Origin of the sequence: Pseudoalteromonas sp. SS15 (assembly GCF_049257195.1) — a bacterium.
Taxonomy (GTDB): Bacteria; Pseudomonadota; Gammaproteobacteria; order Enterobacterales; family Alteromonadaceae; genus Pseudoalteromonas.
In genome coordinates, this window is sequence record NZ_JBMMUD010000003.1 from 65,726 (window position 1) to 87,608 (window position 21,883).

Sequence of the window (21,883 nt, forward strand, 5' to 3'; positions counted from 1 at the left end):
ATAAAGAGAATAAAATGACAACAAAAGTTACTCGAGGAAGGCCTGTTTGCGAAACCAAAAAAGCGGAGCAAAAGGCTAAGCTGATTATCGCTGCACAGCATTTACTCAACGTAAAATCGTATAGCCAGATCACTATTCGAGAGATAGCTGCCGAGGCAAAAGTAAACTCTGCGATGATCAAATATTACTTCGATAGCAAAGAAGGTCTATTCGTAGAACTTATCCAAGCCTTAGCCGATGAACACTTTTCTCAATTCAGTGATTTGCATTCACAAGCTCGCCCTGTTTATCACTTTATGCGTCAGTTCAATCAAATCTTGCAAACGAATCCTGGGTTTGTGCATTTATTAGCGGAAGAAATTCTTAATAAAACCACGCCATTAGCGCAGGCTTTTATGAGTGCGTTTCCAGAGCGTGTGTCGCAATTTTTACCTGAGTTAATCAAACAAGAAGTTGGCATTGACGATCATAAAAAAGCCAAGTTGGCGGCTTTTTCACTGATGACACAATTGGTGTCACCTTACATTTTTAAAACACTACGTCAGCAAGCTTGGCAAATCGAAGACGCCGACATACAAAGCGAACAGCGTGTAAAGGAATTATATCTACAGTTTATTTTTGGCTTAAAGGAGCAACAAACTCATGAGGTGGAATTTTAGTGCAAGAAGGAACTTGCCTATCGCAGTGGCGATTGGCGTTCTATTAGTTGTCATCATAGTTAAATTAAATGCGTCAATGCAGCATCAGCAAGTGACTGATGACGGTCAATTAGCGCATTATCAGTTGCTCAATCAGCGAGCAATAAAGCCAGAAATAGTGGGCTTTGGACGCGTAGAGCCAAATATTCAATTTAATAGTATTGCTGAAGTGTCGGGTAAAATTACCTATGTACATCCAGCACTAAAAAAAGGCGAGTTATTTGAACAAGGCTCTTTATTACTATCGATAGATGACAGTGATTACCAACTCCAACTGGCGAAAGCCAATGCCAACTTAGCTGCTGCAGAGGTCGAACTTGCAGCCAAGAAGACCGCACAATTAAATAATGCGCTCGACATTAAACTTAGCCACAACAAGCTCAAAATAGCGCAAAGCGAATACGAGCGCTTAGCGCGTTTACTTAAACAAAAAAGCATATCTCAAAATGAGCTAGATAGAGCCCAACAACAAGTGTTATTGCAACAGCAAGACTTGCAACGTAACGAAAATACCAAGAGCTTGTTGCCATTAGAGATCAAGGCTCTACAGGCGGGAGTTAATAAAGCCCGAGCCGATGTGAAACAAGCACAGCTTGCGATTGAGCGTACACAAGTTCGTTTGCCATTTACGGGGCGTATTCATAAAGTGAATATTGAGCAATCGCAATGGGTTACCATGGGCATGCCATTATTCAGTGCCAGCGATGTAGCGCAAGTACAAATAAATGCCCAATTCACCTTTAACAGCTTTCATCAATTCACAGGATTCTTTCAACGTCCACCCAATATTACAACGGTATCCTCCCAAGGGATGGCCGCCTATTTTGACGAACAAGGTTTGCAAGCTCAGGTAGAGTTATTGGGTCATGAAGGTATGCGCTGGCAGGCTAAAATTGCTCGTATGAGTGATGAAATAGACCCACAAAGCCAAACTGTTGGGGTGGTTGTTACCATTGACGATAGTTATAAAAATATTGAGCTTGCTAATAAGCCGCCTTTACTGGCAGGTATGCGCGCAAAAGTAACATTAGTAGCCACAGAACAAAACTTCATTGCAGTGCCGAGGGCGGTGGTAAAAGGTCGCTATGCGCTTCTAGCCGATGCACAAAACACATTACAAAAGCTTGATACGCGTGGTGCGCTGAAGCAGCAAAATTATTTCTTATTTCAAGATGAAAAGTTAGTCGGTGCGAAACTGATCACCACAGATCTGTTTCCTGTGATCGCAGGCAGTAAATTACAGTTAGTGCCAGAAAATGCCGTATTGGCGGTGACATCAGTGAAGGAGCTTTAATAATGATCCGCTTTTTTGCAGCGCACCCCACAGCAGCCAATATCTTGATGTTGCTGTTTATCGTGATTGGCTTAGTCAGCTTACCGCAAATTCACCGCGAAACTTTACCTAAAATCAACCAGTACCAGCTCGATATCGTGGTGCCTTACCCTGGAGCCAGTGCTGAAAACGTCGAACAAAAGATCTGTTTAAGTCTAGAAAGTGCGTTAGATGGGATCAGCTTTTTAGAAGAAAAACATTGTGTGGCAAGACAAAATGTTGGCCAGATGACGGTCAAAATGTTTGAGCAAGGTGACTTTGAACAGTTCAGTACTGACGTTAGAAATGCCATCGATACCATAGATGATTTTCCTGTTCAGGTTGAGCAATGGACCATCAATGAACGAGGACGTACACAAGATGTGGTGAGTGTCGCTGTGACCACTCATGCGGCACAAAATGGCGCAGATAAGGGTTTATCGCGCGTTGAGTTAAAAGCCTTAGCTGAGCAAGTTAAAGTGACTTTACTGCGCCATCCAGACATTCCGATTGTTGAAATCAACGACTTTTCTAAACATCAACTTCGCGTGACAGCATCACAAGACGCGCTGCAACAATACGGCATGAGCTTGCAAACCTTGAGTCAGCGATTAACTGCGCAGAATATCGAACTGCCGCTCGGTGTGCTCGAAACTTCAGAAGCCGACACGCAAATTCGTATTAAAGACGAACGTCGCTCTGCTGAGCAGTTGGCAGATGTCGTGGTGAGCACCGGTACACAAGGTAATCACGTGCGCATCGCCGATTTAGGGCAGGTGAGCGATACGTTTGAACGCGATGAAAAGCAGATATTTTTCAACGGTGCGCCTGCAGCCATTATCACCATTAAAAAGAACACCAACGAAGATAGCCTAAGGGTGTTACATGCCACCGAAGCGGTTTTGGCAAAGCTACAAGCCAGTTTGCCAAGTGGGGTGCATTTAACTTTGACCAACGACAATACCAGCTTAGTAAAAGACAGGATCAACCTGTTGATCACTAATGCATGGCAAGGTTTGCTGTTGGTGTTTTTTGTGATGTGGCTGTTTTTCTCTTTTAAATATGCGTTTTGGGTGGTGATGGGCTTACCTGTGTCATTTTTAGCGAGTTTCTTTTTAATGATGCACTTGGGGATCTCAATCAATATGCTCTCTATGGTGGCGCTGTTATTGGCGCTTGGGATCTTAATGGATGATGCCATTGTGATCGCCGAGTCTATTGGTTCGCATATTGAAAAAGGCTTAAAAGTACAAGATGCTGTGCTTCAGGGCACGAAAGTCGTCTTGCCCGGGGTGTGTTCTTCGTTTGTCACTACGTTATGTATTTTTGTTGGTTTGATCTTTATTGAGGGCAATTTAGGGCAGATCTTAAAAGTGATCCCCATTGTGCTTATTTCTGTTATCACCGTTTCTTTGATTGAAGCCTTCTTTATTTTGCCGAATCACTTAAGTCACGCCTTACAAAGTAAAAGCAAAGACGGAAAATGGGCACAAGGTGTTGGTGCAATTCGCGCTCGGTTTGAAACTAAGTTTACCCATTGGAATCAGCAGATATTGCATTTGAACCATGTGTTGATCCGCTATCGCTACTTGGTGTTTGGAGCGGTGATCGCCATCTTTTTATTGTCTCTGAGTATGTTGATTTCTGGCGTGCTGAAATTTACCGCGTTCCCTGATATTGATGGTGATGTATTACAAGCGCGTTTGTTAATGCCAAATGGCACGCCGTTGGTTAAAACCCAGCAAACTATGCAAAAGATAGAGCAAGCTTTGGCGCGCACCAATGCAAAGCTCAGTGAACAAGAAGATGGCGAGTTGGTGATTGCCAGCACGGTGGTGTATGGGCAAAACCCAGACTACCAAGATCAAGGGGCCAACTTGGCCTATATTTCAGTGGATTTACTCAGTGCAGAGCAGCGCAATACCCATTTGCAGGCTTTTTCGGATCTGTGGCGCAAAGAATTAGGTGATGTGCCAGAGGCGCTGAGTTTATCGTTCAAAGAGCCCAAATTGGGACCGCAGGGCAGAGCCGTCGATATTCGTTTGCAGTCTGACAACATAGAACAGCTGAGTCAGGCAGCCTACGAGCTAAAAAACTGGTTAAAGGGTTATCCTGGAGTGCAGAACATTACTGATGATTTGAGACCGGGCAAACCTGAGTTTACCTTGACGCTCAAACCGGATGCAATAGTTACGGGTATTACTTCTGCGGACATAGCGCAGCAACTTAGGCCAGCATTTCAAGGCAGCAAATTATCTGACATTCATGTTGGGCTCGAAAATTATGAAGTGACGGTAAAACTGGCAGCGCAAAGCATGGACGAATACAGTGATTTTGATAACTTTTTGATTATTCATCCAAAAAGCCAAGTTGCCATTCCATTAGCTGCGTTAGTTAATATCGAGCAAACCCGAGGGCTTGCGGTGATCAACCGCGTGAATAATATGCCGACGGTTTCTGTATTCGCCGATATTGACAGCGAACTTAATACCGCTTCTGCGGTGGTGAAAGATGTCGAAAAACGCTGGTTGTCTGATCTTAATTCACGCTATCCCGAGATGGCTTACAGTATTGAAGGTGAAGTCAAAAATGCGGGGATCACTCAGTCGTCTATGCGCCGCGCTATGTTACTCGGCATGATAGGTATTTTCTTGCTGTTGGCTTTGCAATTCCAAAGTTATATTGAGCCTTTAATTGTCATGGTGTCTATTCCATTTGCCATGATAGGCGTTATTTTAGGTCACTTTATTATGGGTATTAACTTCTCGATGCCCTCGCTCATGGGTTTTATTTCGTTGGCAGGTATTGTTGTTAATGATTCTATTTTGTTAGTGCAATTTGTGAAGCGTCGTGTCAAAGAAGGTTTGTCAGTACATGATGCTGCCGCTCAAGCAAGTCATGACCGTTTTCGTGCGGTGGTGTTAACATCAGTGACCACAATAGCAGGTATGACGCCGCTGTTATTCGAAACCAGTTTACAGGCGCAGATCTTAATTCCGCTGGCGACCAGTATTGTGTTTGGTATTTTGGCCTCAACCTGTTTGGTACTGCTGGTGTTACCTTGCTTGTACAGCATTTTAGAAGACTTTGGAGTGGCAAAACCTTATCACAGTGATCATGGTATAGACTCAGGCGATGCGGTTAACGAGCGCGAGTTAGGTGGTAATGTAAAAGTTACAGCAGTGGTAAAATCAATTTAAACCGAGTCACAAAATTTAAAGGCCACAGCGGGGCAAGCCGCTGTGGCTTTTTTGTTTTTATACCAGTCCTCTTAATTAAGCGGTCTATTTTGAGGCTGAAAAAAAGAGCCCTGACGGGCTCAAACACTAGGCTTAATTAGCTGGGTAAAATGTTGCTTTAAAAGCTGTGAAAAATTAAATAGCTTGGGAGCGACCTGATAGCTGTTTTATCAAATCAATATCGGTATTGCCTATCATGTCGATAGGCAGAGAGATTTTTTTATCTATGATCTTTTTTGCGGCCATAAAATCTTTAGCCGTGTTAATGCAATCTGCTGCGATGATCCGGCCTTGCTTTAAATACCACAATGAAAAACTGTTTGATGAATGTTGACGTAATACAGTGTTGTCATAGCCATGATTTAAGCCTGCGATCTGAATTTTGCAGTCGTATTGATCAGACCAGAACCAAGGCACTGACGTTACTGCTTGGTGTTTACCACATATAGTCGCAGCAGCGGTTTTTGCTTGTGCTAACGCATTTGGCACAGATTCAATACGCGTTGCGATACCACTGTGATGCTCAATACCTATGGTGCAATCGCCTGCAGCATAAATATTTTTATCTGTGGTTTGGCATAATTCATTGACCACAATGCCATTTTGCTCCACCAGTAATCCTGCTTGTTCAGCAAGCTCAGTGTTAATTTCGGCGCCAATACCAACAATGACTAAGTCGGCATTAAAATACTGCTCTGTGGTGTCTGATTGGGTTAATGTTTTACAGCGCACTCCAGTCACGTTTTGCTCACCAGTGAATGCTAAAACTTGTGTGTTGGTATGTACGTCTACACCATGTTTTTGATGAAGCTGCTGATAAAATTCAGATATAAAGGGCGCGGTAACGCGAGCAAGCAATCTCGGCGCTTGCTCTAGTAGTGTGATTTGATGGCCCATTTTATTGAGTACAGCAGCGGTTTCTAAACCAATGTAGCCGCCTCCAACCATCACAATACGCTGTTTATCTGTGCTAAGCCGTGTGGCTAACTGTTCAATGTCTTTTAGGGTTTTAATATAAAAAATATTGTTTAATTCATTGCCTGAACAAGTGATTTTACGCGCTCGACTGCCCGTACAGAGTAGCAAGTGTTCATAGCTTAGACGCTCACCATTTTGTAATACCACACTTTGTAAAGCGGGCTCTATTCTTGCAACTCGAGTGCGTAATTTTAGGGTGATGTTATCTTTTTGGTAGGCTTGCTCAGGTCTTATTAATAGGCCTTTTTCATCTATCTGACCCAGCAAATAATTTTTAGAAAGCGGAGGGCGATGATAGGGCAAGCTGTGTTCATCACTGATCAAAACGATTTCGTCAGTCCAGCCTTCTTTCCTTAAACTAATACACGCTTGCGCGCCGGCATGTCCGCCGCCAATGATGATGCATCTTGCCATGATGTTATTCCTTAAATTTATGGCTAAAGCTCAGATTATCCAAATCTAGTATTGAGATTCTGGTAATCTCACTTGCAAGCCATGGTGCTCATCAGACACTAATACCTGGCAACTTAGACGACTTAACTCAGTCGGCTCTGAGACCATTTCTAGCATATCTGCTTCACTACTATTTGGTTCGTTTACCTTGCCTTGCCAGTCGTCTGTTAAATAACAATGACAAGTTGCGCAACTGCCTGAACCTCCACACTCAGCTTCAATGCCATCGATCATGTTTTCCATCGCGGCTTGCATTAAAGAAGTCCCAGCAGGCACATCTATGGTGGTTTCATTGCCGCTAAAATCAATAAAAGTAATATCAGGCATAACAGCTCCTACATCGAAAAACGGCTTAGTTGATTAATTTCAGCCAAGATAGCCGCTGGATCGGCCTCTAGTTGACTGTCCATGGTGGTATTCCAGCGGTTTAAAAAACCACAAATGGCGATGACCGCTGAGATCTCAATGACCGCTGCTTCACTAAAGTGCTTACCTAAGTCGTCATAATGGTGTTTTTCTAGGTGAGCAGGCGAGGTGCTTGCGGCAAATGCAAAGCGAAGTGCCGCGCGTTCGGCATCGTCATATAAAATGCTGGTTTCAAATTCAAATGCGGCCAACACCTTGGCACGATTCACATTCACGCGACTGGCGATATGCGAGAAATGCCCCTGACAATATTGGCACCCTGCAGCATTAGAACTAATGGTGGCAATCGCCCATTTTAGTTCTGTGTTGATGTGTTCAAATTGGCTTAAGCAACCAAACAACTGCCCAAATGCTTTTGCTAGCATAGGGTTTTTAGCCATGGTCAAAATGCCGTTTGGTATAAATCCTAGATTGTTCTCAATGCCCTGCAAAATGGGCTCTAACTCAGGAATATCAGCACGACTAACCGGGCTGACTAAGTGATTTTTAGTTTGCTGCATTGCAGTCTTCCTAACTGTGATAGCGAGCCATCAAGGTATAGCTAAGCGTAGAACATTCCTATAGTCCCAACGGACCAAGGCCATAGTCCACAGGGGCTATATGGCTATATCAACATTCCCTGTAAGGTTTTTAATAGATTCAAACTGAACCCGAACATTCGCGGCATCGCTTACTATTCAAAGCAAATAAGTCGTGGTTGAAGGATTTGCAAAGACTAGACAGGAAACTAGCATGATTGAAGAACTAATCGACTTTATAAACAATGAATTACTTGAAGGTGCGGCACCTGATTTAGATCAGCACACACCGCTTTTAGAGCTAGGTATTTTAAATTCACTATCGATGGTGAGATTACTTGCGCATGTAGATCAGCGCTACGGTGCGAAGATCCCTGAGCACGATATTACCCCTGTACATTTTGAGAATATAGAAACACTTGCAGCGCTTATTAACACCCTAAGCGCAAAAGATGAGATGCAGGCTGAGCAATCGGTATCTGAGCTAGAGCGCCTTGTGAAATTACAAGAAAGCTATGGCATTCAGAGTGAGCTGGTGGATGCAGGTGAAGGCTTTAAGCAGCATGTATTGCGAGTTAAAGGCGATGGCCCTTTATGGATTTTACTGCCTGCGCTTGGCAATCCTTCAACATCTTGGTCTTCAACACTGCGTTCAGTACAAGGTCGTCACAATGCCGTGGCGCTTGATTTAGCGGGTTTTGGGTTGAGCCAAAGTGCCAATGAAGCGCCCTCTTATGTTGATCATGTTGAATTTACATTGCAATACCTTGCAACGCTTGAAGAGCAAGAGTGGGTGCTGGTGGCGAACTCAGCAGGCAGCATGATCGCAACAGAGATTGCACGTCGCTTCCCTGAGAAAGTAAAAGCCCTGGTTTGTAGTGGCTTTGGTTTAGTTGAAGATGTCGAAAACTGGTGGGGCGATTTAAAGAAAATGTCGTCAAACCCAGAACAATTCTTGGCAGCCGCTTATTACCACCCACCAAAGATGACGCCAGCCTTAGAGTCATTACTTGATGATGTGCTGTCTCGCCCTGCCTATCACAGCTTCTTAGATGACTATGCGCGCCAGTCTATCGCGAAAACCTTTGATGGGGTGATGGTACCCACTTTATTTGTTGCAGGTAACCACGACCAAATTATTCCACCAGAGTGGAGTGAAAAAGCCGCGGAGCTTCTTGATAACGCCAGTGTTACTCGCCTTTCTCGCTGTGGTCACTTCTCGGCTTCTGAACGCCCAGAAGAATTTGTTTGGGTAGTGGAAGATTTCTTAAATAGGAAAGCAATGTAATGGATCAGTTTAAAAGTTACGACGTTGTTATTATTGGCAGTGGCCCAGCAGGCAGCTTATGTGGCATAGAGTGTCGCAAAAAAGGCTTATCGGTTTTATGTATTGAAAAAGATGAGTTTCCGCGCTTTCACATTGGCGAATCACTAACTGGTAACGCGGGGCAGATCATACGTGATCTCGGTTTGGCGGATGAAATGAATGCAGCAGGCTTCCCAGACAAACCCGGTGTGAACGTGATTGGTTCACTATCAAAAAATGAGTTCTTTATTCCTATCTTAGCACCGACTTGGCAGGTACGCCGTAGCGACTTCGATAACATGTTAAAGCGCAAAGCCCTAGAGCATGGCGTTGAATATCAGCAAGGCTTAGTTAAAGACGTGATCAAACATGAAGAAAAAGTGGTTGGCGCGATTTATAAAACCGATGGCATTGAGCATCAAGTTCGTTCAAAGGTACTGGTAGATGCCAGTGGTCAAAATACCTTTTTATCGCGTAAGGGCATTGCAGGAAAACGTGAAATCGAGTTCTTTTCACAGCAGATCGCTTCTTTTGCACATTATAAAAATGTTGAGCGTGACTTACCGCCTTTCTCAACAAATACCACCATTTTATATTCAAAGCAGTATCACTGGTCGTGGATCATTCCAATCTCGCCAGACACAGATAGTCTAGGGATAGTGATCCCGAAAGACTTGTACTACAAAGAATGTAAAAACCCAGATGATGCCATCGAATGGGGTATGGAGCATATCAGCCCTGAGATCAGACGCCGTTTCAAAAACGCAGAGCGCGTGGGTGAATCGCAATCAATGGCAGACTTCTCTTACCGTATTGAACCATTTGTAGGTGATGGTTGGTTATGTATCGGTGACGCGCATCGATTCTTAGATCCAATTTTCTCTTATGGCGTGTCATTCGCCATGAAAGAGGGTATTAAAGCCGCAGATGCCATTAAACGTGCCATCGATGGTAACGATTGGAAAACGCCTTTCTACGAATACCGCGATTGGAGTAATGGCGGTCAGCAAATTGCTGCAGATCTTATTCGTTACTTCTGGATCTACCCAATTTTCTTTGGCTATCAAATGCAAAACCCTGATTTACGCGATGAAGTTATCCGTCTATTAGGTGGCTGTTGCTTTGATTGTGAAGGATGGAAAGCCCCGACCATCTTTAGAAATGCTATTGAAGAATACGACCGCAAACAAATGGCTGGTTGAGGATAGATCATGAACTTTGCGTGGAATGAGGATCAGCTCGCATTACATGAGCACGCCTTGAGCTTTGCACGAGATCTCGATTTTTCGAAGATCTCTGCAGGCGAGTTTCCTATGGAAGCTTGGCGATCACTGGGTGAGTTTGGCTATTACGGTTTACCCGTAGATAGCCGCTACTCGCCTTGTGGCAGTGGTTTTGACATTTTAACCACAGTTAAAATTTTAGAGGGTCTTGGTCAAGGTTGTGCAGATACCGGCATTTTATTTGCCGGTGCTGCACACACCTTTGCTTGCGTTATGCCGATTTATGAACATGGCAGTGAAACACTAAAACATGAGTTATTACCGGCGCTGACCAGTGGTGAGAAAATCGCAGCGAATGCCATTTCTGAAGCTGAAGCAGGCTCAGACATTGGCAAATTAACCACCAAGGCAATCAAAGAGGGTGATTACTACATCATCAATGGTGCTAAGTCTTATGTGACTAACGGCAGTGTGGCCGACTACTTTGTTCTTTATGCGACCACCAACCCTAAGTTTGGCTACTTAGGTCAAACGGCCTTTGTTGTGCCTGCTGATTTACCTGGCATTGAAGTAGGAAAAAGCTACAAAAAGTTAGGGCTTGATTCGGCGCAGCTCAACCAAGTGTTTTTTGATGAGGTAAAAGTGCATAAGGACTATGTACTAGGCAGTGAAGGGCAAGGCGCGCGTATTTTTGCCGCTTCTATGGATTGGGAGCGCTGTTGTTTATTTGCTTTATTTGTTGGTGTGATGCAGAACGATTTAGAGCGCTGCATTGAGTTTGCGAATACCCGTAAGCAGGGCGATAAAACCATCAGCAAATTTCAGGCAGTGTCACATCGTATTGCCGATATGGAAGTACGTTTACAAAGTGCGCGCTTATTGCTGTATTTTGCGGCTTGGCAAAAGTCTCAAGACGTTGATAACACCAAAGCAGTGGCATCAAGTAAGTTAGCTATCAGCGAAGCGTTTGTGCAATCGGGTATTGACGCCATTCGTATTCATGGCGCGGCCGGTTACTTACAAGAAAGCGGCATAGATAGCAGCATTCGTGATGCCCTAGGGTCGGTGTTGTTCTCAGGTACGTCTGATATTCAACGAGAGCTCATCTGTAACAGGTTGGGTCTACTATGAAGTTACTCAATCAAGTTTTAACTCAAGGCTTAGTGCGCGCTGGTGAGCAAGCACTGGCAGTCAGCGATAGCACAGAGTCGTATAGTTATGGTGAATTACAACTCAGGGCAACTCAAATTGCAGTGCTGCTGCAAAAAATCGGCGTTAAAGCGGGTGATAGAGTGGGGCTTTGGTGTGATAAGTCATGTCGAGCTTTGGCTGGCATGTTGGCGGTGAGTAAACTCAATGCCGTTTATGTACCAATTGATCCAATGAATCCGAAAGTGCGTGTGGATATTATTCGTCAAGACTGCGACATGAAGGTATTGATCACCAATAAGGCTAAGTTTAGTCAATATCAGCGTGGTGATAATGCCTTATGTGACTTTGTGGTCTTAGACGAAGATGGATTGATAAGCTCAGTATTGCATGTACACACGTGGCAGCATATCTCAGCTCAGCAACCAAGCCAGCTCAACCTACCGAAACAGGGTAAAAGTACAGATTTGGCGTATATGCTGTATACCTCTGGCTCAACCGGCGTGCCAAAAGGCGTCAAAATCAGTCATGAAAATGCCCTTGCTTTTATTGAGTGGTCGGCGAATAAACTCAACGCAACAGTACAAGATCGTTTTGCCAATCATGCCCCCTGGCATTTTGATTTATCAGTGCTGGATATTTATGTGGCTTTGTTATCAGGCGCAAGTGTTCATTTGGTGTCTGAAATCGACAGCTATGTGGCACAAAAATTAGTGTCATTTGTGGCCCAAAAGCAGATCAGTATTTGGTATTCAGTGCCGACCGCATTGGTGATGATGCTAGAAGCTGACGCTGACTTTGCGATGCGTTGCCAACAGCTTAGAGCCATTATTTTTGCTGGTGAAGCTTTTGCCATTAAACCGCTTAAACAACTTCGTGAAGCGTTTCCCGATGCAGAGCTTTACAACTTTTATGGCCCGACCGAAACCAATGTCTGTAGTTACTACAAAGTCCCTCGGGTAGTACCAGACAAGCTACCTATAGGCTACCCGGCCAGCAATGCTTTGCTATCAATTTGTGATGAACAAGGTAAAGCACTGCCTGTGGGCGAGCAAGGGTTTGTTACTGTAATTGGTCCGACTGTTTTCAGCGGTTATTGGGGGCGCGCAGATCTGCAATCAGAAGCTTATAACACAGGTGATATTGGCTATTTCAATGAGTTGGGAGAGTTGATGTATGTCGGTCGCCAAGATCATATGGTCAAAGTGAATGGTTATCGAGTTCATCTTGGTGAAGTTGAACGCGCTATTTACCAGCACCCAGCAGTGAAAGAGTGTTTAGTTGAGCTCAGCAGCCAAAAAACACTCCATGCGCATATTGCCGTAGAGGGCGATGCGCCGTCTTTATTAACCCTAAAAATTCACTGTGCCAAACGTTTACCTAAATACATGTTGCCAGAGCAGGTGATAGTGCACGATGCACTGCCTCGTAATCGCAACGGAAAATTATCGCGTCAATGCTTATCTGGGTTGTCTGCTCAATCGTGATCTGAAAATAACACCCAGATCACGATGAGCTAGGCGTAACACGCTTGCATCTGCAGGCACCTCCTAGTTAAACAAGGAATGAAAAATGAGAAAAAAAATCGCAGTCATCGGTGCTGGTTTATCAGGCATTGCCGCCATCAAACAGCTTACAGACGGAGGCCATGAGGTTGTCTGTTTTGAAAAAGCAGAAAGCTTTGGTGGTGTATTTGCCGATAAAAAAATCTATGAAGATTTGCACCTAACCATTTCTAATTATTTTATGGCGTATTCAGATTATGTGCCGAGTCAGCAAAAGCTGAAGTTCTGGTCTAAAAAAGAATACGTTAACTACTTAGGCGAATATCTTGCCCGCTTCGAATTAGGTCAATACATTCATTACGATCACGAAGTACGAAAGGTAGAAAAGCAAGCGGGTAAATGGCAGGTCACCACAAAACATGGCATGGCTGAACAAACTGACACCTTTGACATGGTTGCCGTTTGCTCGGGTCATTTCCAAAAGCCAAAACTGCCTGAGCTTGCTGGTTTAGATATGTTCGAGGGTGAAATTGAGCACTCGAATGATTACCGCGATAAGCACAAATATGCGGGTAAACGTGTGTTATGTGTCGGTTTGGGAGAAAGTAGTGCCGACATTACTTCGGAGATTTCAGAAGTTGCGAGCAAATGTATCTTATCGCTGCGTCGTTACCCTGCGGTGGCACCACGCTATATGGCGTTCCAAGAAGATCCTTACTTCACCATAGATACCAGCTGGTTAACATCACGCATCGTGAACAAATTACCACATCGTTATCATGGTGGGATCACCAAAGGTATTTTCAATAAGTATGTGAATAGCCGGAACGACCATGTGCGGATCAGAGGTGAGTGGCTGAAAAAATCTGGCCCTTCTCACCATCAGGCCGTCACTAAAAATGAGCGACTATTCAGGCCAATCGCCGATGGCAAAGTAGTGCCTAACATTGGTGGCATTGTGCGTTTTGAAAAAAACGCCGTGGTGTTTCAAGATGGCACGCGTGAAGAAATTGATGCCGTGGTATTTTGCACCGGCTATCAACTGAGCTTCCCATTTTTAGATGTCAGCATCAGTAATATGCGTGACTTGTATAAACAAATGTTTATTCCTGAAATGGGTGACTCACTGTCGTTTATCGGTTTTGTTCGCCCGCAACAAGGGGGCATTCCAGTTATTGCTGAAATGCAATGTCGTTACTTATCACAACTGGCCAGTGGCGAGAAATTATTACCGCCGCTATCAGAAATGGTCGACATTATTAAATACGATACCGAGCACTGGCAGACCGAGTACAAGATCACCCCACATGTGGCGTCTTTGGTGAACTACTGCCATTACATGGATTCTATGGCAAAGCTGGTTGGCTGCATGCCTGAGATCCCTAGCTTGTTTAAAGATCCACTGTTGCGCGTAAAGCTATTGCATAACCCACAGTTTGCAGCGCAATACCGTTTAGATGGCCCAAATAAAATGACGCATACAGCGCGCTCGTTTTTATTAGGCTTTCCAAATATCAGTTCTTGGCCACGCATCATTCATTTTGAATTGGCTTTGACCACCCAAAAACTACTCTCACGTCTGCGCCTTGATGGCTTACGTGAGCTTAGTAAATAGCTGCTCAGGGACGGGAAAACGTTATGATCCGACTAACCGATGAGTGCTTGTGTAATCTAGATGATGCGTTGCAGCCACATCGCTTTAATTTAAGTCGTTTAAGCCATTTGCAAAAAATTATCTTAGGCACAGATGGCACAGTAACCCAATTAATCGAAAGTATTGTCGATGAAAAGTTGGTGGTGAATAAACTGTTTGAAGCCGATGTTGATAGCGACACGATCGCTACAACCTCGAGTGAACAGCAAGCTGAAACACATTGCCAAAGGCGGGTTATTTTATTGCAAGGCGAGACCTCAGGCTTGCCTTACCTATACGCCGACTCCCTGGTTTATCACGGTAACATGAACGTGAATTTTTCTCGTGCCCTGACTCATTCTCAGATCCCCATCGGCAAAGCTTGGGAAAAGTTTCAGGTAGAAACTTATAAAACCTTGCTGTCATGGGGATTTGAATATGCCAATGAGCTAGCACCTCACTTTGCGATTTCAAGCCATGATCTGGTGTTGTATCGCACCTATTTGGTGTTCTCTCAAGGTAAAAAGATCTTCCGGATCACCGAAAAGTTTCCTTTCGTTTGGTATCTGCAATCAGAGCAATTCACAGCGAGTGCAGCGACCACTGCAACGCCAACTTTAGTCAGCGGAATTTGAGCAATGAAAAATACAGACAGCGTCGTGGCGCAACCACATATCAATTTAGACATTAACAAACTGACTCCGAGTATTCCTCACATCCCATTTAACAGCGAAGACGGGCAGCTGTTTTTTTGGGGTGAGGATTACCACCTAATTATCGAATCTCTGTCAAAAAAATACGGAGATATCTACTCGGTTGAAACAGCCAAGGGTAATTTGGTGGTTTTAAACGGCTATCAATACATCAAAGAAGCATTGGTCACACAGAATGATGTGTTTAATGTACGCGCCGATTATAAAATTCTGCAAGTGGCACCACAAAAGCACTTTTTAGAGTTAGAAGCTGGCGAGCCTTGGCAGGTGCACCGTAAAGTATTTGCCCATGCCATGCGTGAATATTTTGCCACGCGCTGGGATAACATTGAGCAATGGATGACCACTGAGATTGAGGATATCGCAGCACTATGGCAAGCAGAAGAGGGCAAGCCATTTGACCCGAATCGAGAAGTATCAATTAAGCTTGCTAGCTTTTTACATAAGGTCATGTTTGATGATCGTTTTGGTGAATTTGAAAAAGGTCTGTTTGACGAGAAAAGCTTAAGTTGGTTACCCAATGGTTTTATTAACAGCACGCGTTACGAGTTGATGCCTACTGAACTGCAAGAGAAATATTATGCTCAGTATGGTGATGCGATTGAAAAGTTTAGCGGTAACCTCAACGCCCTTGATCAATACGTGTCATTCAATGTTGACCGTCGTAAAGCCGATTATAAACCGGGCGAGTATCGTGATTTATGTGATTATTTGTTTGCTGCAAATGACAGTGTCGATGAGCAAACGAAAGCTGCTTTAAACATTGATGAAAAAGAAATTGTCATCGGTTCACTGACTCAAGTCGCGGGAGCTGGTGGCGGTGTTGGTGCATTTGCGATGCGCTGGGCGTTGTTATACTTGGCTGCTTTTCCAAAACAGCAGCAGCGTGTACAAAAAGAACTCGACGAAGTGGTGGGTAAAAACGCGGTGCCACTGAATAAGCACAAAGCGGATCTGCCTTATACACAGGCGTTTATTAGTGAGGTATTGCGCCATTGTTCAATTACATCAATGCCAGCGGCCAACTATGCAACCAGCAAAGACACGCTATTAGACGGTTACTTTCTTGCTGAAGGCACGCCATTGGTGATTAATAATTACAGTATTACCCGTGATGAAACGCTGTGGGAAAACCCATATGAATTTATGCCTGAGCGCTTTTTAGATGAAGATGGCGAGTTGAGCAAAAAACAACTGGGTAAAGCTTTCCCATTTGGTTTAGGTCAGCGCCGCTGCTTGGGTGAACATTTTGGTAAATACATCATTCATACCTTATTTGCTCAGTTAGCGCATAAGTTTGAATTTAGTCTACCTGAAGGGAAGCAGGCCAATCTTAAAGCGATTTCAGGGGTGTTCTTAGTGCCTGAAGAAGTCGAAATCGTGGCTAAATCGCGCAACGCCTAATTCATTTTCATACGCATACATAAAGGTCGCGCACTTGAAAAGTACGCGGCCTTTTTTATATGAATTAAGTTTTTATTTTATATTTAACATTTTTGTAACTTTGAGTTTTTATTCTATTCTAAGTAATTGATGTTTTTACTTAAGGAAAGAATATGAACAATAATAAATGGCTTTTTGCCCCGCTACTGCTGAGCGCAGCCTCGGCTTTTGCACTACCACAGTGCCCGCAACCACATTTGATGGAGCAGCGTTTTGAAGCGCCTAGCTTTGAAACCGGTAAATATACAAACTGGTCAAATCGTTTTATTACTTGGCTGCCAAGCTTTCATATGATCCACGATGAAATTGTCGCGGTAGGTAAGCCTGTTTCAGTAACTGCTAAGTTTGATTACGGCAGTGTGGCGCATAAAGACTTAGAATTTGAAACAGTGAAGTTTTATATTCGTGGTCAAAATGATGCGCAGTGGCAATATGTATCGACAGCGACCACAAACAGCGATGGTAAAGCGACTTTGTCTTTACCGGGCATGTCTGCAGGCCAATACCGTATTTATGCGGGCGTTCCAGCTGATGGCACAGGCACAGAAGGTTTCTTAACGGTCGTAGAGCCAAATACAGAAGCGGTATTATTCGACATTGATGGCACATTAACAGAGTCTGATGCCGAGCAAATTGGTGATTACACAGGCATCGATTATGCTGACGCAAAGGACGAGGCTTATACCTTAGCGCGTAGCTATTTAGATTTAGGTTATCAGCCTATTTATCTGACTGCGCGTGTTTATTGGTATGCCAAAGGTACACGTAAATGGCTATCTTGGATGGGCTTGCCTCAAGGTTATCTGCGCACCTCGCTGAGCAATGAAACCAGCTTATTCCGTACAGCTGAGTACAAGACAGAGCAGATTAATCAGCTTGAAGCGAATGGCATTAAAATTGTGCGTGCTTATGGCAATGCTAAAACGGATGCGGAAGCATTTATCAAATCTGGGTTGAGTGCATCTCAAAGCTTTACCATAGGTAAAGATGCGGGTCATTACGGCACAACGCCGATTTTAAATAACAGTTACGCCGATCATATCGCGACTCACGTCAGTAACTTCCCTAACGCGAATTGCCAGTAATTTATTTACTCTCTCCAGCCCTGAGTTCCCCCAACCGCTTAGGGCTGGTTCCAAGAAATCCCATTTACTCCTTCTAATCCATCATTAACATAGTTGTAACTTTAAAGTTTTAACTCTACTATGCGCGTGATTTTTATTGGCTTAAGGAAATGAGCTGTAAAAAGCTTATTAAGCCCGTTCTATAAGGAAAATTATGAATATCAAAAAACTGAGTATTGGTCTTGCGCTGCTAGGTGCGACGTCAGCAAGTGCATTCACGCAACTAGGTGGCGGTGGCATCATGCCAATGGGTCACGAATGGCTCACACGTACCGCGGCACTGGAGTTATTAGACCAAGAGCACATCATTCAAACTGCTCCTAACGATCCTCGATATCACTGGCAGCAAGGGCTGGCGAAGCGCACTGACTTAACTGCGGCGTATGATGAAGTACAGCGTATACAAGCGAAAAGTAATAACAATTCGAGTTACCAACCTAAGTATGACGATATCTATGCAGCCATTGTGGGCGAGCGTTGGGTAGACATAGCAGGGTTTAATGTGACGAATGCCAGTACGGATCCGACTGGACCAAACTGCTTTAGTGCGATTTCGCAAGAACCTGCCGATCTACAACAAGATCACTTTATGCGTCGTTATGATGACATAGGTGGCCAAGGTGGTGTGGATGCGGCTTTCCGCGGTCAAAAGCGCTTTATTGAACACTTTGTAAATGCTGCGATGGCAGAGCAAAAACGTATAAAAGTGTGGGATGGCGGAGGCTATTCAGCTAAAGCCGAAGTGGATCATAACTATTTCTTGTTTGGTCGAGCGGTGCACTTGTTCCAAGACTCATTTAGCCCAGAGCATACAGTACGTTTACCAGCGGATAACTACGAAAAAGTATGGCAAGTAAAAGCTTATTTATGTTCAGAAGGTGCAGAGCAGCACACACATGACACCAAAGATGTGCTCGACTTCAGCAGTGGCGATGTGATCTGGCAAGAAAATACTCGCCTTGATTCAGGGTGGGATTCATATTCTGCAAGTAATATGAAGCCTGTTGCGCTGGTGGCCTTAGAAGCAAGTAAAGACCTATGGGCGGCATTCATTCGTACAATGGCCGTAGACAAAAGTGCACGCGAAGCTTACGCAAGGCAAGAAGCACAAACCTTGGTAGACAATTGGTTGTCGTTTGATGAACAGGCGATGCTTACGTGGTATGACAACCAGCACCATAGAGATCATACCTATGTACTCGCCCCGGGTGAAACTGGTACAGGCAAAACACTTGAAGCCTGTATGGGAGAATTAAATGTCGGCACAACCAATCAAGCTGAGCGCGTTGCGCAATTAGATGCTGAGCGTCGTCAGTGCTTATATAACATTGAAGCAGAACCCGGATACGCAGATCTGTACGATGATTATATGGGAATGCCCTATAACTGGCGCTGGAAGTCACTTACTTGGCAAACACCACCAAACGATTGGCAACCGACTAAGCAGCAAGCTGACAGTGGCAAAGCTGTGGTGATCAAGTCTGCTGTAGATGGTAAGGCGCTGTCGGTATCTGCTTTAGACAACAATGAGCGCTTAACTACAGCGCAGAATAATCCTGTGGAGTGGTTAAAAGTACCAGCAAGTGAGGGGCGTTACTATTTACGAAGTCGCCAAGCGCCAGCATTATTCTTTAGCTATAGTGGATCTTCATCGGGTTATGGCAAATTATGGAACTCGCCAAAACAAGCGGAGTACGAGTTTGTTTATCAAGGAGGAGTTTGGAATATTAAAAATACCTATTGGCAGCAGTATTTTTGGTATAACCAAGATAAGCAGCGTCCACAATTAACTTCGGCAGGCAGTGCAGATAAACAGCACTCAAAGTGGATTTTAGAATAACTTTACGCTCTTCTTTTTTAAAAGATACCTAGCGGGTTTCAAAAGGCACGAAGCTACAAACGTGCCTTTTGAGAGATAAAGGAGTCAGTTAGAACTGACCGCTTAGCAGTAATGTAAAACGCGGTGAGCGTTCAAAGCGACGATCTTCGTATTGTGAAATACCATTTTCAGTAAATAAGCCGGTGTGTCGAGTTCTGATGTTTCTGGTTTTACGGCTTAGCAAGCGGTCGCCTTTGAGCGTTAATTTTAAGTTTGATGGCAATTTATAGTTTAGCTCCATGCTCGCCCACAACTTGTATTCTAACGTGCTGGTATAGTCGAAGCGAGTAAAGGGCGAAGTACCTCTATCTTGCAGTGTCATGCTCCAATCAAGGTTTTCGATAGGCCCTGTTTGATTGATTTTAACTTGCCATTCGTTATCGCTCAGTCTCGCTATTTTATTGTCTTGACCAGTAAATGGGTCGCGCATATTAGTATCGCGCCAAGTATAACTGGCGCTGATCATCGTATTTGGTAGGCCAATGACGTCTAAACCAAAATCAGTTTCAAGCTCAATACCATACTCTTTGGCACTGTCTATATTACCTTCACCTGAGTAGCTTACTAATGGGATCTCAACAATGAGATCGGTGATCTTATGATAGTATGGCGTCAGAGTTAGACTACCTGAGGTTGCTTGCCACTGCCTTTCAAAACTTACAGACAATTCGTCTCTGATTTCTGGGTGTAAGTTAGGGTTGGTTTCTTCTAATCGCTGTTCTTCCCGGTTAAAGCTAGGCACAAAATCATTCAAGTTGAGTTGGCTGACGGTACGCTCTAAATTAGTTCGTAACTGAATGGCGTCACTTACATCATGGCGCAAGTTGATACGTGGTTTTAAGTAATTAAATGACCGCGTTGAACCACTGGTTGCTTGCTCAAAAGTATCGGTTTGCAAACTAAAATCTGTGGTGACATCCAGTTTTGAATACTCGTAAACAACAGAGGCCTGCAAGTTCGTTGCTTGAGATATTGAATAGTTATAGTGACTAAAGCCTTCATAGCGAGTTTCTTTTATGCCGTTTAGCTCGGTTGAATGATAAACATCGTCTTGGTTGTCAATAAATTGCAGGTTTTCATCGAGTTTATTAATGGCAAGTTCAACGCCTGAGTCAAAGCTATGTTGCTTGTTAAGTGTGTATTTCCAACTGCCTCTCACGACGCTTTCTGACTCTCTATATAACCGAGGGAGTTGGTATCCCGCCGAGGTGCTGTCATCGTCATTGATAATGGTCTGCCAAAGTTGATCATTGGCTTTGCTACGGTTTTCTATAAATAGCAGCTTTAAGCTGTGTTTATCGTTAATTTTATGACTGATGTCTCCGCCAATTTCCCATTCTCGTAGGCCCCAATCAAATGTCAGGTTATCCGCTGTTCTGGTGTTGTCTGCAAGTTGAATGTAGGTCGAGTCAAAGTCGCTATCTAGATAGATTTTTTTATACATGCTGTTCAGCGTCATAGAGGTGCTGTTGGCGTGCTTGTAACTGAGCTTGTTGCTGAATATGTCTTCTCGGAACCAATTTTTACGCACACGCTTGTAGTGTTTTGTCGGCTCATTGTCGGCAGAGCTAAACAGCTCATTGATTTTGACTTTCGTGGGGTAAAGCTGCCTCTCAAAACCAAATCGATACGTTAAATCGCCTTCCCCCCCACTTAATACCAAAGAGCCTAGTGCTTTACCTTGCATAGAGTCTGTTTTTGTAACCCCAATATTCCATAGTACCGCGGTGCTGATGTCGTCTTTGAGCATGACATTGATAATTAGACCGTTACTTTGTACATCAAGACCAGATACCGATCCTCTGATCAGCTCAATATAGTCAACATCTTTGGCTTGAATGTTATCAATCTCACTTTTTATGCTATTGCCTTTACCCGATACGCGTTGTCGATTAATTAATATTTGTTCACCTGAGGAGCCAAAACCGCGGGTTTCATTGTTGTTATTCATGGCCAAGAGCAGGTTATTGGCTCCTGGAATTTTTTCTAAGATATCGCGCAGGCTTTGTGGTGAAAATGGCGTGAAGAAACGCTCGTCGTAGGTATCGATGTTAGCGGCTGTGTTGCTGCTTACATCATCATTGGCACAGCTTGCTTGGCTGTTAAAAAGCAAAGTCAATGCAGTCGCAACCACACTTAATTTTAGAAGACGAGATGTGAAAAGGCGTTTCATGATATTTCCCTCAATGGCGTTTGAGCTCATATTAGGAAAGCGAGCAAAGGTAAAATAGGCACAAAAAGTAAAACTCTGAGTAGGATTTTTTTACAAAAGTTTACTTAAGAA

The 21,883-nt window shown here is 43.9% G+C and carries 16 protein-coding genes; 12 read left to right on the plus strand and 4 right to left on the minus strand.

Annotated elements, in window-relative coordinates:
- The first annotated feature begins 14 nt into the window (after window positions 1-14).
- Genes AAEU28_RS07335 through AAEU28_RS07345 form a run of 3 tightly spaced genes read left to right on the plus strand, consistent with a single transcriptional unit; the run spans window position 15 to window position 5,210 of the window.
- Window positions 15-659 carry a TetR/AcrR family transcriptional regulator gene (locus tag AAEU28_RS07335; protein ID WP_421963543.1) on the plus strand — a complete coding sequence of 215 codons (645 nt, stop codon included), beginning with the start codon at window positions 15-17 and terminating at the stop codon, window positions 657-659.
- Entirely contained in the window at window positions 643-1,992 is a 1,350-nt protein-coding gene (locus AAEU28_RS07340) for an efflux RND transporter periplasmic adaptor subunit (protein WP_421963544.1), read from the plus strand. Before AAEU28_RS07335 ends, AAEU28_RS07340 begins: the two co-directional genes overlap by 17 nt.
- A 2-nt stretch (window positions 1,993-1,994) precedes the next feature.
- Complete coding sequence (locus AAEU28_RS07345) at window positions 1,995-5,210, plus strand: efflux RND transporter permease subunit (RefSeq protein WP_421963545.1); 3,216 nt, start codon at window positions 1,995-1,997, stop codon at window positions 5,208-5,210.
- 174 nt (window positions 5,211-5,384) lie between these two features.
- Here AAEU28_RS07345 and AAEU28_RS07350 read toward each other — a convergent pair whose 3' ends face one another.
- From AAEU28_RS07350 to AAEU28_RS07360, 3 genes are read right to left on the minus strand one after another with little or no spacing between them, the layout of a single operon-like run.
- Entirely contained in the window at window positions 5,385-6,641 is a 1,257-nt protein-coding gene (locus AAEU28_RS07350) for an NAD(P)/FAD-dependent oxidoreductase (RefSeq protein WP_421963546.1), read from the minus strand.
- A 45-nt stretch (window positions 6,642-6,686) separates the two neighbouring features.
- The gene (locus tag AAEU28_RS07355; RefSeq protein ID WP_130254559.1) at window positions 6,687-7,007 is read right to left on the minus strand and encodes a 2Fe-2S iron-sulfur cluster-binding protein; all 321 of its coding nucleotides are present in this window, start codon (window positions 7,005-7,007) and stop codon (window positions 6,687-6,689) included.
- 8 nt (window positions 7,008-7,015) lie between these two features.
- Window positions 7,016-7,606, minus strand: a complete 591-nt coding sequence (locus tag AAEU28_RS07360; protein ID WP_421963547.1) for a carboxymuconolactone decarboxylase family protein — start codon at window positions 7,604-7,606, stop codon at window positions 7,016-7,018.
- Window positions 7,607-7,838: 232 nt separating this feature from the next.
- On the opposite strand from AAEU28_RS07360, the gene AAEU28_RS07365 reads away from it, so the two are divergent.
- The 9 genes from AAEU28_RS07365 (at window position 7,839) to AAEU28_RS07405 (ending at window position 19,560) form a co-directional block, all read left to right on the plus strand.
- Window positions 7,839-8,912 (plus strand): alpha/beta fold hydrolase, encoded by a 1,074-nt coding sequence (locus AAEU28_RS07365; protein WP_421963548.1) that lies wholly within the window; start codon window positions 7,839-7,841, stop codon window positions 8,910-8,912.
- A complete protein-coding gene (locus AAEU28_RS07370) occupies window positions 8,912-10,132 on the plus strand; it encodes an NAD(P)/FAD-dependent oxidoreductase (RefSeq protein ID WP_421963549.1) in 1,221 nt (406 codons plus the stop codon). Before AAEU28_RS07365 ends, AAEU28_RS07370 begins: the two co-directional genes overlap by 1 nt.
- A gap of 9 nt (window positions 10,133-10,141) precedes the next feature.
- Entirely contained in the window at window positions 10,142-11,284 is a 1,143-nt protein-coding gene (locus tag AAEU28_RS07375; RefSeq protein ID WP_421963550.1) for an acyl-CoA dehydrogenase family protein, read from the plus strand.
- The gene (locus tag AAEU28_RS07380; RefSeq protein WP_421963551.1) at window positions 11,281-12,789 is read left to right on the plus strand and encodes an amino acid adenylation domain-containing protein; all 1,509 of its coding nucleotides are present in this window, start codon (window positions 11,281-11,283) and stop codon (window positions 12,787-12,789) included. Before AAEU28_RS07375 ends, AAEU28_RS07380 begins: the two co-directional genes overlap by 4 nt.
- Window positions 12,790-12,874: 85 nt before the next feature.
- Window positions 12,875-14,422 carry an NAD(P)-binding domain-containing protein gene (locus AAEU28_RS07385; protein ID WP_421963552.1) on the plus strand — a complete coding sequence of 516 codons (1,548 nt, stop codon included), beginning with the start codon at window positions 12,875-12,877 and terminating at the stop codon, window positions 14,420-14,422.
- Window positions 14,423-14,445: 23 nt separating this feature from the next.
- Window positions 14,446-15,075, plus strand: coding sequence for a chorismate--pyruvate lyase family protein (locus AAEU28_RS07390; protein WP_421963553.1), 630 nt, complete (start codon window positions 14,446-14,448; stop codon window positions 15,073-15,075).
- Between the two features lie 3 nt (window positions 15,076-15,078).
- A complete protein-coding gene (locus AAEU28_RS07395; protein WP_421963554.1) occupies window positions 15,079-16,557 on the plus strand; it encodes a cytochrome P450 in 1,479 nt (492 codons plus the stop codon).
- A gap of 152 nt (window positions 16,558-16,709) precedes the next feature.
- Window positions 16,710-17,681 carry an LNS2 domain-containing protein gene (locus tag AAEU28_RS07400; RefSeq protein ID WP_421963555.1) on the plus strand — a complete coding sequence of 324 codons (972 nt, stop codon included), beginning with the start codon at window positions 16,710-16,712 and terminating at the stop codon, window positions 17,679-17,681.
- Between the two features lie 193 nt (window positions 17,682-17,874).
- Window positions 17,875-19,560, plus strand: coding sequence for a hemolysin D (locus tag AAEU28_RS07405; RefSeq protein ID WP_421963556.1), 1,686 nt, complete (start codon window positions 17,875-17,877; stop codon window positions 19,558-19,560).
- 88 nt (window positions 19,561-19,648) lie between these two features.
- Here AAEU28_RS07405 and AAEU28_RS07410 read toward each other — a convergent pair whose 3' ends face one another.
- Entirely contained in the window at window positions 19,649-21,772 is a 2,124-nt protein-coding gene (locus AAEU28_RS07410; RefSeq protein ID WP_421963557.1) for a TonB-dependent receptor plug domain-containing protein, read from the minus strand.
- Window positions 21,773-21,883: the final 111 nt, after the last annotated feature.